This is a genomic window from Nocardioides sp. TRM66260-LWL, from assembly GCF_020075545.1.
Lineage (GTDB): Bacteria > Actinomycetota > Actinomycetes > Propionibacteriales > Nocardioidaceae > Nocardioides.
This window is the reverse complement of sequence record NZ_JAIQZK010000009.1, coordinates 57,027-69,035: the sequence shown is the minus strand read 5'-3', so window position 1 is coordinate 69,035 and position 12,009 is coordinate 57,027. Positions and strand designations below refer to the sequence as shown.

Below are 12,009 nucleotides of genomic sequence, written 5' to 3'. Positions count from 1 at the left end.
AGCAGGAGCGGACGGGGCACTCCGATCGCGTTCAGCGGAGGGAACTGGAACCCAAGCTGTAGGGCAGGTCAGAGCGTCAACCAGACCGGGGGCAGTCCCGCCCTCGACAACGCCGGCTAACCCAGCAGCCGACCCCCAGCTCATCAATCCTGGCCTGCGTCGAACTCTCGCTTCAGCCAGGTCTCCATGTCGCTGACGAGCCCCGCGACAGACGACCGGACATCGTCGGCAACCCCCGCACCAGCGATCCCAACCCGGAGCGCCACCAGAGCATCGCGAACCGTATCGGCATCTATCGCTCTCGCGTACCACTGACGATGGTCGATCAGTTCGACCTCAGGCGAGCCAGGAGAACGATCGGCCACCCCCTCGACCCATTCGATGACGTGACCCTCGTCGAATGGCCCGACACTCACGAACCAGAACCGCTCCGCCATCACTTACCAACGTACTGCAACAAGAAGTCATCCGGGGACTGCCAGCGGATGAGCCGGGGCGCCCCACCCAGATACGTCTTGAAGGCGGTAGTCCGCCGCGACGCGGAACTTCGACGCTGAAGGCCGTTACGTGCGCATCCACGTTCTGGCAGCAGTACCTGCACAAGGTGCCGCACGGCTACCGCTGCCACGCGAACACCGGGGTCAAGTTCCCGACGCTCACCTGACGGATGTTCCACCCGACGCCCGGCTGCTCGACCTCGAGCGGCCGGGCGTCGTCGTGTCGCGGCTCGGCCCCACCGTGACGCCGGACCGCGTCAGCCGAGCGCGGCGTCGATCGCGGCGGCCAGCGGGCCGCGGTGCACCGGCCCGTGGCCGGGGACGACGACGTCGACCGGCAGGTCGCGCAGGGCCTGCAGCCGCGCGGCCATCGTCGGCTCGTCGGAGCTGAACGCCGACGGCAGGAGCTGCGGCCCGGGGGCCCTGGCGGAGAGCGGGTGGTCGGTGACGAGCGCGTCGCCGGAGACCAGGACGCCCCGCTGGGGCAGCAGCCAGCCGGTGTGCCCGGGCGTGTGGCCGGCGAGGTCGACCGGCACGGGCGCGCCGGGCAGGTGGAGCGGCTCGCCGAACGGCACGCCGGTGACCTCGCGCAGCCGCGCCGACGCGTGGGGCAGCACCGCCCGCAGCGTCTGGGCGATCCAGCGCCGCCCCTGCGGGGTGCCGCCCTGGGCGAGCATCCGGGGCACCGACATCTGCTCGAGGTACTCGCGGCGCGCGTGCCGCGCCTCCTCGTGGCTGGTGAGCACCGGAAGCGGACGTCGGCGGCGCAGCGCAGGGACGCCGCCGACGTGATCGAGGTGGGCGTGGGTCAGGACGACGGCCTCGACGTCCTCGAGCCGGTGCCCGAGGGCGTCGAGGGAGGCGAGCAGCGCCCGCGCGTCGTTCGGGTAGCCGGCGTCGACCAGGGTGACCGCCGACCCCTCGGCGAGCACGACCCAGTTGACGTTGGTGCCGGTCACCAGGTGGACGCCCCCGGCGACCTCGACGATCCTCACCGCCCACCCACCGACGCGGCGCGCAGGACGAGGTCGATCCGCGCCGCGAGGTCGGCGCCGACGTCGGCGCCGGTGAGCAGCCGGCGCAGGTGCAGCGGCGCGACCAGCAGCTCGAGCAGCAGCAGGTCGTCGGCGGGCGCGAGCCCGACGAGCTCGCCGCGGACCCGAGCCCGCTCGAGCATCGGCAGCGCCGCCTCGAAGCGCGCCTTCCAGAACTGCTCGCGCAGCGCTCGGACGTCGGGCGCACCGTCGGCGTCGATCGTGTCGCCGACCGTCGCCGCGGCCCGGGCAAGGGCGTGGCCACGGGGCGTCCGGAGGTAGTCGGCGACGGCGGAGCACCAGGCGTGCAGGTCGCCGCGCAGCGTCCCGGTGTCGGGCGCGGGGATCGCGGCCCGGCTGCTCTCCAGCAGCGCGTCGCCGACGACCGCCTCCCAGGTGCCCCAGCGCCGGTAGATCGAGGACGCCGCGACGTCGGCGCGCGCGGCGAGCTCGGGGAGCGTCGGCGCGGGGCCGCCCTGCTCCAGGGCGTCGAGCGCCGCCTCCAGGACGGCCTGCCTCACCCGTGCGGAGCGGCCGCCGGGGCGGCGGCGGGGAGCGTCCTCCATGGCGTCAGACTATCGCACAGATCGTTGCGTTAGTTCGCTCCGCGTGCCTACCGTCCCCGCGTGGCCACCTTCGCTCGCGACCTCGCCGTCACCGCCCGCGCCCTCACCGGCACCACCGAGTCCGGCGCCCGCCGTCACGGCGTCGGGCGCTACCTGCCCGCGCTCTTCGCCGACCGCTTCGCACTGATGGGCGGGCTCGACCGGGACGAGGTGCTCGCCCACCTCGCGGCCTGCCGCACCTTCGAGGACGCCGGGTGGGCCGCCTTCTGGTCGGCGCTGGCCGAGGAGCAGATCGGACGGGCCGACGCGGTGCTGGCCCGCGCATCGGCGCCGTCGATCGAGGCGCTCCTGGCGGCGGAGCCGGGCGAGGCCGCCGGCGTGATCGACCGGGTGCTGGGGCCGGCCGCCGCGACCTGGGCCGACTCCCGCGGGCGCCGCACCGGCGCGGACGACGCGGACGAGGCCGACGACGCGGACGACGCCACGCAGGGGCTCCGGGCCGTCGTCCGTGCGATCACCTACCTGTTCGCCGCCGGCTGGCCGGGCCTGACGCCGCACCGCCTCGCGGCGTACCGCCGCTCGCGCGACCTCTTCGAGCTGGTGCTGCACGGCCTGGCCGACCGCCTCGACGTCGACGTCGAGGTGCTGCTCGTCGACGACCCGACGCCCGGCGTCGCGACGGGACCCGACGGGCGGCCGGCGCAGGTGCGGGCGACGGCCGTCCTCCCCCGTGCCGGTCGCCCGCTGCCGGGGGTGCTGGTCACCAACGGCCTCGAGGGAACGGTCCAGGAGCTGCTCCTGCCGCTGATCCGGCATCGCGACCGCGGCCTGGCCGTCGTCGGCGTGGAGATGCCCGGCACGTACCTGCACCCGGGGCCGCTCTCCCCCGCGTCCCTCGCCGCGTACACCGCCGTCGTGGATCGCCTCGCCGCCGATCCTCGGCTCGACCCGGACCGCCTCGGCGCCGTCGGGTTCAGCCTCGGGGCCACCTGGTCGACGCGTCTGGCGGCCGAGGAGCCGCGCGTGCGCGCGGCCGTGTCCAACGGCGGCTTCTACGACCGCAGCCTGCGCCCGGTCGCCGCCTGGGGCATGCCGGAGATCATGCTGACGACCCTGGCCGAGGTGACGGGCGCACGGCACCCGCTCGATCTCGTCCGGCGCCTGCGGCGCCTGGCGTTGCTGGACCTCGCGGAGCGCGTCGACGTGCCGCTCCTCGTCGTCAACGGAGCCGACGACACCCTCGCCGACGCCCGCGACTCGCGGGACCTGGCCGAGGCGGCCCCGCTCGGCGAGCTGCTGCTCTACCCCGGCGACGACCACTGCGCGATGGGCCACTACGACGACTGGCTGGCGCACACGGTCGACTGGCTGGCGGCGCGGCTCGACGCCCAGCCGCCCGGCCGGGGGTGACCCGCCGCACATCTCACCAGAATCTCCATGCAGGCATCTCAATGCCGGTAGTTTGCTTCCTGTATTCAGATTCCGGCATCAGAGCGACCCCACCGCGCCGGCGTCACCGCCCCACGAACCAAGGAGGCCGTCGTGCCCGACGCCCTGACCACCCTGACCGACCCGGTCGTCCTGTTCTTCGCCCTGGGCCTGCTGGCCGGGGCGGTGCGCTCCAACCTCGAGATCCCGCCGGCGGTCTCGAAGTTCCTCTCGCTCTACCTGCTGATGGCGATCGGCTTCAAGGGCGGCCAGGCGCTCTCGCACTCGGGCCTCACCGGCGACGCGCTGCGCGCCATGGGCCTCGCCGTCGTGCTCGCCGTGGCGATCCCGCTGATCGGGTACCGGGTGCTGCGGCTCGGCACCGACCGGTTCCACGCCGCCGCGATCGCCGCGACCTACGGCTCGGTCAGCGCCGTCACCTTCGTGGCCGGCACCCAGTACGTCACCTCGCAGGGCGCCGCGCCCGGCGGCCACATGGCCGTGGCGCTGGTGCTGATGGAGAGCCCCGCCGTGCTGATGGCGGTGGCGCTCGCCCGGTGGGCGCGCTCCCAGGCGTCCGCGCCGGTCGCGGTGCCCGTCGGCGCCGGTGCCGGCATCCCGGTCGGGCCCGGGGACGCCCACGGGGAGCCGCAGGGCCTCGGCGGCATCCTCCGCTCCGCGTTCACCGAGGGCACCTTCGTGCTGCTGGTCGGCTCGCTGGTCGTCGGCGCGGCGTCCGGGGCGAAGGGCGGCGAGACCATGGCCCCGCTGACCGTCGACCTGTTCAAGGGCCTGCTGGCGTTCTTCCTGCTCGACCTCGGCATCGTCGTGGCCCGGCAGCTGCGCGAGGTGCGGGGCATCCCGCTGTTCCTCGTCGGCTTCGCGGTCGGCATGCCGCTGGTCGGCGCCGCGCTCGCCCTCGCGCTCGGCCTGGTCGCCCGCCTGCCGCTGGGCGACCTGACCATGCTGATGGTGCTCGCCGCGAGCGGCTCCTACATCGTCGTCCCGGCCGTCGTGCGGTACGCGATCCCCGAGGCGCTGCCCTCGCGCTACCTGACGATGGCGCTGGGCATCACGTTCCCGCTCAACATCGTGCTCGGCATCCCGCTGTACTACGGGGTCGCGCACGCGCTCGTCGGCTGAGGCCCCTCAGCCCAGCAGCGCCCGGGTGTGCTCCAGCGCCCGGGCGCGCTGGGCCGGGCCGCCGCCGTTGATGACCGCGATGGCGAAGCCGTCCCACATCGCCCGCAGCCGCTCCGAGACGCCCTCGGGATCGGCGAGCGCCGGCAGGTGCGCGCGCAGCAGCCGGACGAGGTCGGCGTGCCACGCCTCGTCGAGCTCGCGCTGCGCGGCCGCGAGATCGGCGTCGTAGGGCGCCCGCGCCCACAGCTCCAGCCAGAGCAGCCAGCGGGCGTCGCCACGGTCGACGGGCAGGTAGACGCCGGCGAAGGCCAACACGGGGTCGGGCCCGGCCGGCGCCTCGAGCGCCATCACCGGAGCCCGCTCCTCGGCGTAGCGCTCCTCGCTCCAGCGCAGGGTCTCCAGCAGCAGCCCGTCGCGGGTGCCGAAGTAGTAGAGGAGGTGGCCGCCGCTGGTGCCGAGCCGCTCGGCGAGGCGGGCCATCGTGACGCCCGCGAGACCGCGCTCGGCCACCATCGCGAGCGTCGCGGAGAGCACCTGCTCGCGCGGCTGCTCGAGGCGGCGATGGGTGCGCGCCCGGGCCATGGCCGCCACCCCCTCCCCGCGCCCCTTGACCGCGGGGCGTGCTCTGCGACACATTGCACCGTAGTCTCGGTTTGTACGCTGTTCAAATCATCTGACCGGCCACCCCCGACCTGCGAGGAGCACGCCATGACCGCCGAGCCCGCCGAGCCCACCCGGCCCTCCGACCAGCACGACGTCGTCGTCGTGGGCGCCGGCGCCACCGGGCTCACCGCCGCCCTGCGCCTGACCGAGGCCGGCCACGACGTCGTCGTGCTCGAGGCCCGCGACCGCGTCGGCGGCCGCCTCTCCACCGAGTCGCACGGCCCCGCCGGGCAGGAATCGGACTTCGAGGTCGGCGGCCAGTGGATCTCCCCCGACCAGACCGCGCTGCTCGCGATGGTCGAGGAGCTCGGGCTCACCACCTACCTGCGCTACCGCGAGGGCGACTCCGTCTTCGTGACGCCGGACGGCGCCGTCGAGCGCTTCACCACCGACCTGCCGCTGCCCGAGGCCACCAACGGCGAGGTCGAGCGGCTCAGCGACGCCCTCGAGCGCCTCTCCCTCGAGCTCGACCCCGCCGCCCCCTGGGACCACCCGGACGCCGAGCGGCTCGACTCCGTCACCTTCCAGGCCTGGCTCGAGGCGCAGAGCGACGACCCCGTCGCCGTCGCCACCGTCGGGCTGTTCATCGGCCCGGCGATGCTCACCAAGCCGGCCCACGCCTTCTCGGCCCTCCAGGCCGGCCTGATGGCCGCCAGCGCCGGACGCTTCGAGCACCTCGTCGACGCCGACTTCATCCTCGACCGCCGGGTGGCCGGCGGCCTGGCGTCGGTGCCCGCGGCGATCGCCGCGCGCCTGGGCGAGCGGGTGCGGCTCGGCGTCGACGTCCGCCGCATCACCCGCACCGAGGACGGCGTCGTCGTCCACACCGCCGACGGCACGCTCGGCGCCCGACGGCTGGTCCTCGCCCTGCCACCCACCCACGTGAGCCGCATCCGCATCGAGCCCCCGCTGCCGCACCGCCACCAGGCCGCGCGCCAGCACACGTCCTTCGGGCTGGTGCTGAAGGTGCAGGCCGAGTACGACACGCCGTTCTGGCGTGAGGACGGCCTCAGCGGCACGGGGTTCGCCCCGCACCTGCTCGTCCACGAGGTCTACGACAACACCAACGACGTCTCCGAGCGCGACACCGGCACCGGCACCCTCGTCGGCTTCGTCTCCGACCTGCGCGCCGAGGAGGCGCTGACCTGGACGCCCGAGGAGCGCCGCGAGCGGGTGCTCGCCTCGCTCGCCGCCTACTTCGGTGACGCCGCCCGCACGCCGCGCACCTACGTCGAGAGCGACTGGCACGAGCAGGAGCTCACCGGAGGCGCCTACGCCACCAGCTTCGACGTCGGCGGCCTGGTGCGCTGGGGCGCGGTGCTGCGCCAGCCGGTCGGCCCGCTCCACTTCGGCAGCAGCGACGTCGCGGGGCTGGGCTACCAGCACGTCGACGGCGCCATCCGGGTGGGCCACGACCTCGCCGCCGAGGTCTCCGCCACCCTGGGCTGAGCGCTCCCGAGCCGACCCGCGCCGACCCGAGCAGCACCCCGACCCCCGCGCACCACCGACGAGAGGCCCGACCTGTCATGAGCATCGCCTACCGCGCCGTCGACCCCGCCACCGGCGAGGTCGTCGCCGAGCACGACACCGCCACCGACGCCGAGGTGGAGGCGGCCCTGGCCGCGGCCCACGCCGCGGCGTCCTCCTGGGGCGCGCTGGCCATCGAGGAGCGCGCCGCCGTCGCGTCGGAGGTGGCGCGGCTGTTCGCCGAGCGCAAGGACGCGCTCGCCGAGCTGGCGCAGCGCGAGATGGGCAAGCCGCTCTCCGAGGGCGTGGAGGAGGCGGAGTTCTGCGAGGCGATCTTCCGCTACTTCGCCACCGAGGGCCCCCGGCTCGCGGCCGACCAGCCGATCCCGACGGGCGACGCCGGCGGCACCGCGGTGATCCAGCGGCGGCCGCTCGGCGCGCTGCTCGGGATCATGCCGTGGAACTTCCCCTACTACCAGGTGGCCCGGTTCGTGGCCCCGAACCTGGTGCTGGGCAACACGATGCTGGTCAAGCACGCCGAGTCGGTGCCCGGCTGCGCGCTGGCGATCGCGCGGCTCCTGGCCGACGCGGGCGTGCCCGAGGGCGTCTACGCGAACCTGTTCGCCGACCACGACCAGATCGAGACGATCATCGCCGACCCGCGTGTCCAGGGCGTCTCGCTGACCGGCTCCGAGCGCGCCGGCGCCGCGGTGGCGTCGCTGGCCGGGCGGCACCTGAAGAAGTGCGTGCTCGAGCTCGGCGGCTCCGACCCGATGATCATCCTCGACACCGACGACCTCGACGCCGTCGTCACCGCCGCGTGGGACTTCCGCACCTACAACACCGGCCAGGCCTGCAACGCCAACAAGCGGATCATCGTCGTCGGCGACCTCGCCGACGACGTCGTCGCCGGTCTGGTCGCCAAGGCCGAGGCGGTCACCGACCCCGCGCCGCTGTCGTCGCGCCGAGCCGCGGAGACCCTCCACGAGCAGGTGCAGGACGCCGTCGCACACGGCGCCACCCTCCACGCCGGCGGCGTGCTGGGCCCGGCGCCGACCGCGCACTACTCCCCCGCCGTGCTCAGCGGCATCCCGCCGGAGGCCCGCGCGTTCGGCGAGGAGCTCTTCGGCCCCGTCGCCGCGGTGTACCGCGTGGAGTCCGCGGAGGAGGCGCTCGCGCTGGCGAACTCGTCGGCCTACGGCCTCGGCGGCTCGGTGTTCAGCGCCGACCCCGCCCGCGCCCGGGCGGTCGCGGAGCGGCTCGAGTGCGGCATGGCCAACGTCAACAGCACCGCCGGCGAGGGCGCCGAGCTGCCCTTCGGCGGCGTCAAGCGCTCGGGCTTCGGCCGCGAGCTCGGCCCCCTGGGCATGGAGGAGTTCGTCAACAAGCGGCTGATGTACGTCGCCGACTGAGCGCCCAACACACCCGACGGCCGCCGACCCCCGCGGGGTCGGCGGCCGTCGTGCCTCGGGAACGCTCAGGCCAGACCCGAGGGGTCCTCGAAGACCTCGGTCGAGGCGTTGAGCGTGCGGCCCTCGAAGAACGCCGGGCGGCTCAGGCGCATGTAGACCATGATCGCGACGCCGAGCAGGATGATCCCGACGCCGATCACGAACACCGTGCCGATGCCGAACAGCGACGAGCCGCTGCCGTAGGCCGGGTCGGCCGAGTCGAGCAGCGTCTTGACGAACACCGCCGTCAGCGCGAGACCGCCCAGCAGCGGGGAGACGAACCGCAGCACGAGGTGGCGCAGGCTGGTGAAGGCGGAGTCGCGGAAGAACCACACGCAGCTGAAGGCCGTGATGCCGTAGTAGAAGCAGATCATCAGGCCGAGGGTGAGGATGGTGTCCTGGAGGACGTTCTCGCTGATCAGCCGCATCGCGGCGTAGAAGACGGTGGCGACGACGCCGGCCACCAGCGTCGCGTACACCGGGGACTTGTAGGTGGGGTGCACTCCCGCGTACCGCTTCGGCAGCGCCTCGTAGTGACCCATCGCCAGCATCGTGCGGGTCGGCGAGAGGAAGGTCGACTGCAGCGACGCCGCCGAGCTGGTGAGCACCGCGAGGCTCATCAGCACCGCCAGCGGGCCGAGCACCGGAGAGGCCAGGGCGACGAAGACGTTGTCGGCGATGTCGGGGTTGTTCATGCCCAGGCCGGTGTCGCCGAGACCCGCGAACAGCAGCACCGCCACCGCGATCAGCAGGTAGAGCAGGACGACGACCGTCACCGTCAGCACCGCCGCCTTGCCGGGCGTCGACGCCGCCCCGTCGGTCTCCTCGTTGAGCGTCAGGCAGGTGTCCCAGCCCCAGTAGACGAAGATCGACAGCGAGACGCCGGCCGCGATCGCGCCGAAGGAGTCGATCTCGAACGGGTCGAACCACGACCAGCTGAACGACAGGTCGCTGGTGGCGTCGGCGCCGCCCGAGCCGGCGATCGCGGCGACGATGAAGACCACCAGCACGAGCACCTGGAAGCTGACCAGGAAGTACTGGATGGGCCGCGTGGCCTCCAGGCCTCGGTAGCAGATGTAGATGGCCACGGCCATGAAGGCGGTGCAGGTGGCGATGTTGATCGCGTCGTTGTCGGTGAGGTTGGCCAGGGAGTCGTCGCCGGTGACCTGCGCGAGCGCGAGGTAGAGGAAGTCGACCGCGATGGCGGCCAGGTTCGACAGCACGATCACGGTGGCCGCGATCAGGCCCCAGCCGCCCAGGAAGCCGACGTAGGGGCCGAAGGCGCGGGTCGCCCAGGTGAACGAGGTGCCGCTGTCGGGCATGGCGGAGTTGAGCTCGCGGTACCCCAGCGCCACCAGCAGCATCGGCACGAAGCCGATCAGGAAGATGGCCGGCATCTGGGGCCCGACCTCCTGCGCCACGTACGCGACCGAGGCCGTGAGCGTGTAGGCGGGCGCGATGACCGAGACGCCCAGCGCCACGCTCGCGACCAGGCTGAGCGACCCGGTGCTCAGCCCCTTCTTCGACTGGATCTCGGTGCTCACTCGTCATCCGTTCTCGCGAAGCGGGACGCCGCGCCGACGCCCGAGCCGGCGGCAGACGGCACCGACCCGGGGGCGGGTCGCGTCGGCCCAGACTAGGGGTCGGCCGCCGCGGCGCGAGGCGAATCGCGGGCGCGGGTCCGGCCCGGCGTCCGGCTCGGCGTCAGGCTCCCGGCGAGACCGGCAGCTCGGCCCAGCCGCGCAGGATGCGGGTGTCGCGGCGGCGGGCGCGGTCGACGTCGACCCGCAGCCCGGGCAGGCGCTCGTGCAGCGCGCGCAGCGCCACCTCGCCCTCCATCCGCGCCAGCGCGGCGCCGAGGCAGTAGTGCCGTCCGGACGAGAACGCGACGTGCTCGCCGGCGTTCGCGCGGTCGACGTCGAAGACGTGCGGGTCGGCGAAGACGTCCGGGTCGCGGTTGGCGCCGGCGAGGTGGGTGATGACCAGCTCGCCGCGACGCATCGCCGTGCCGGCGATCTCGGTGTCGGCCACCACCGTGCGGCCGGTGAGCAGGACGGGCGGGTCGAAGCGCAGGGCCTCGTCGACGGCGTTGGCCCACGACGACTCCCCCGCCAGCAGCCGGCGGCGCTGCTCGGGGTGCTGGGCCAGCAGGGCGGTGCCGTTGCCGATCAGATTGACGGTGGTCTCGAAGCCGGCGGCCAGGACCAGGCCCGCGGTCGAGATCAGCTCGGCGTCGGAGAGCCGGCCGCCGTCGTCCTCGCGGACCGCGACGAGCTGGCTGAGCAGGTCGTCGCCGGGGTGCCGGCGCACCCGCTCGACGTGCGCGCGCAGCCAGAGGTCGAACTCGGCGAGCGCCGACTCGACCTCGCGGAACCGGCCGAGCGAGAGGCCGAGGTCGAGGCTGGGCGCGGCGAGGGTGCCGAAGCGACGCACCTCGTCACGCTCCTCCAGCGGCACCCCGAGGATCTCGCAGATGACGGTGACGGGCAGCAGCGCCGCGTAGGCGTCGACGAGGTCGACCTCGCCGCGCGGGTCGGCGGCAGCGCGGGCCTCCAGGTCGTCCAGCAGGGTCTGCGCGACCTCCTCGGTGCGCGCGCGCAGCGACTCCACGGCCCGCACCGTGAAGACGCGGGTGACCAGCTTGCGCATCCGCGTGTGGTCGGGCGGCTCGGTGGCCAGCAGGGACGGCGGCGTGATCGGCCCCAGCGGCTGGCTCTGCCGCGCCCAGGAGGCGAGGCGGGCGAGCGGCCCCTCGCCGTCCAGGCCGATGCCGGCGTGGACGGCCGGGTTGGCGAGCGCCTCGCGGACGACGCCGTGCCGCGCGGTGACGTGCGCCAGCCGGCCGCGGTAGAACGGGCCGGCCTCGCGGATGCGCTCGAACAGGTCGAGCGGCAGGTCCTGCGAGCGGGACGTCCGGCGGATCACCTCGCCCTGGAGATCGCCCTGCCGCGCACGGGCCGCGATCGCGACGGACGGGATCGCGTGGCCGAGGGTCCAGCGCGTCAGCGCCTGCGCGTGCGGCACGACGGCCTGGGGCGATGCGATCACGGGGACTCCTCCGACGACGGCGGCAGGCGCTCGCCTGCGAGAGCCATGGAAGCGACTTCCTGACTGTCAGTCAAGAACTTGAACGGTGATCAGTCGCTGGCCTACGGTCGTCGGGTGTCCAGCACCCCGGCCCGGCAGCGCAGCACCGGCCGTGCGCGCCGCGACCGGCGTCAGGCGATCGTCGACGCTGCCCTCGAGCTGGCGGGCGAGAAGCCCTTCGACGAGGTGACGATCGCCGAGGTGGCCCGGCGCGCCGGGGTCTCGCACGGGCTGCTCTTCTACTACTTCGCCGACAAGTGGGCCATCACCACCGAGGCCCTCGGGCAGCTGCTCGACGGTCTGCGGGCGGTGCAGGTCGAGCCGACGGCGGACGCCGCCCCGCGCACGCGGGTCGAGACGTTCGCGGGGCGGTACCTCGCCTTCGTCCTGGCCCACCGGGTCTCGTACGCGGCGCTCATGCACGGTCCGGCGATCGCGCGCCCCGACGTCCGCGCGCTCGTCGACGACGCCCGCCGCGACGCCGCGCTCCTCCTCGCCGACCTGCTCGGCCGGGACGTGCCGCTCTCCCGCTGGGACGAGCTCGAGCTCTCGAGCTGGCTGGCGGTGCTCGACGTGTGCGCCGACCGGATCCTCGCCGACGACGGCCTCGACCCCGACGAGGTCGCGTCCTGGGCCGCCGGGCGACTGCTCGGCGACGCCTGAGCGGGACCGG

General features: G+C 74.1%; 11 protein-coding genes. 5 read left to right on the top strand and 6 right to left on the bottom strand.

Annotated features, from left to right (window positions below; genetic code table 11):
* Window positions 1-143: 143 nt before the first annotated feature.
* The 3 genes from K8Z61_RS16740 to K8Z61_RS16730 all read right to left on the bottom strand — a co-directional run bounded on the left by K8Z61_RS16740 (window position 144) and on the right by K8Z61_RS16730 (window position 2,097).
* Window positions 144-437 carry a hypothetical protein gene (locus K8Z61_RS16740; RefSeq protein WP_224131195.1) on the bottom strand — a complete coding sequence of 98 codons (294 nt, stop codon included), beginning with the start codon at window positions 435-437 and terminating at the stop codon, window positions 144-146.
* A gap of 317 nt (window positions 438-754) precedes the next feature.
* Window positions 755-1,492, bottom strand: coding sequence for an MBL fold metallo-hydrolase (locus tag K8Z61_RS16735; RefSeq protein WP_224131193.1), 738 nt, complete (start codon window positions 1,490-1,492; stop codon window positions 755-757).
* Window positions 1,489-2,097, bottom strand: a complete 609-nt coding sequence (locus K8Z61_RS16730; RefSeq protein ID WP_224131192.1) for a TetR/AcrR family transcriptional regulator C-terminal ligand-binding domain-containing protein — start codon at window positions 2,095-2,097, stop codon at window positions 1,489-1,491. Before K8Z61_RS16730 ends, K8Z61_RS16735 begins: the two co-directional genes overlap by 4 nt.
* A gap of 60 nt (window positions 2,098-2,157) precedes the next feature.
* Here K8Z61_RS16730 and K8Z61_RS16725 point away from each other — a divergent pair, with 60 nt between their 5' ends.
* Window positions 2,158-3,507 carry an alpha/beta hydrolase gene (locus tag K8Z61_RS16725; protein ID WP_308116795.1) on the top strand — a complete coding sequence of 450 codons (1,350 nt, stop codon included), beginning with the start codon at window positions 2,158-2,160 and terminating at the stop codon, window positions 3,505-3,507.
* A gap of 132 nt (window positions 3,508-3,639) precedes the next feature.
* Entirely contained in the window at window positions 3,640-4,668 is a 1,029-nt protein-coding gene (locus K8Z61_RS16720; protein WP_224131190.1) for a sodium-dependent bicarbonate transport family permease, read from the top strand.
* A gap of 6 nt (window positions 4,669-4,674) precedes the next feature.
* Here K8Z61_RS16720 and K8Z61_RS16715 read toward each other — a convergent pair whose 3' ends face one another.
* Entirely contained in the window at window positions 4,675-5,250 is a 576-nt protein-coding gene (locus K8Z61_RS16715) for a TetR/AcrR family transcriptional regulator (RefSeq protein ID WP_224131188.1), read from the bottom strand.
* A 126-nt stretch (window positions 5,251-5,376) separates the two neighbouring features.
* Here K8Z61_RS16715 and K8Z61_RS16710 point away from each other — a divergent pair, with 126 nt between their 5' ends.
* Window positions 5,377-6,780, top strand: coding sequence for a flavin monoamine oxidase family protein (locus K8Z61_RS16710; RefSeq protein ID WP_374227988.1), 1,404 nt, complete (start codon window positions 5,377-5,379; stop codon window positions 6,778-6,780).
* Window positions 6,781-6,857: 77 nt separating this feature from the next.
* A complete protein-coding gene (locus tag K8Z61_RS16705; protein WP_224131184.1) occupies window positions 6,858-8,210 on the top strand; it encodes an NAD-dependent succinate-semialdehyde dehydrogenase in 1,353 nt (450 codons plus the stop codon).
* 65 nt (window positions 8,211-8,275) lie between these two features.
* Here K8Z61_RS16705 and K8Z61_RS16700 read toward each other — a convergent pair whose 3' ends face one another.
* Window positions 8,276-9,793, bottom strand: a complete 1,518-nt coding sequence (locus K8Z61_RS16700; RefSeq protein ID WP_224131182.1) for an APC family permease — start codon at window positions 9,791-9,793, stop codon at window positions 8,276-8,278.
* Window positions 9,794-9,953: 160 nt separating this feature from the next.
* Complete coding sequence (locus K8Z61_RS16695) at window positions 9,954-11,297, bottom strand: cytochrome P450 (RefSeq protein WP_224131180.1); 1,344 nt, start codon at window positions 11,295-11,297, stop codon at window positions 9,954-9,956.
* A 114-nt stretch (window positions 11,298-11,411) separates the two neighbouring features.
* Between K8Z61_RS16695 and K8Z61_RS16690 the strand changes: the two genes are divergently transcribed.
* Window positions 11,412-11,999 (top strand): TetR/AcrR family transcriptional regulator, encoded by a 588-nt coding sequence (locus K8Z61_RS16690; protein ID WP_224131178.1) that lies wholly within the window; start codon window positions 11,412-11,414, stop codon window positions 11,997-11,999.
* Window positions 12,000-12,009 lie beyond the last annotated feature (10 nt).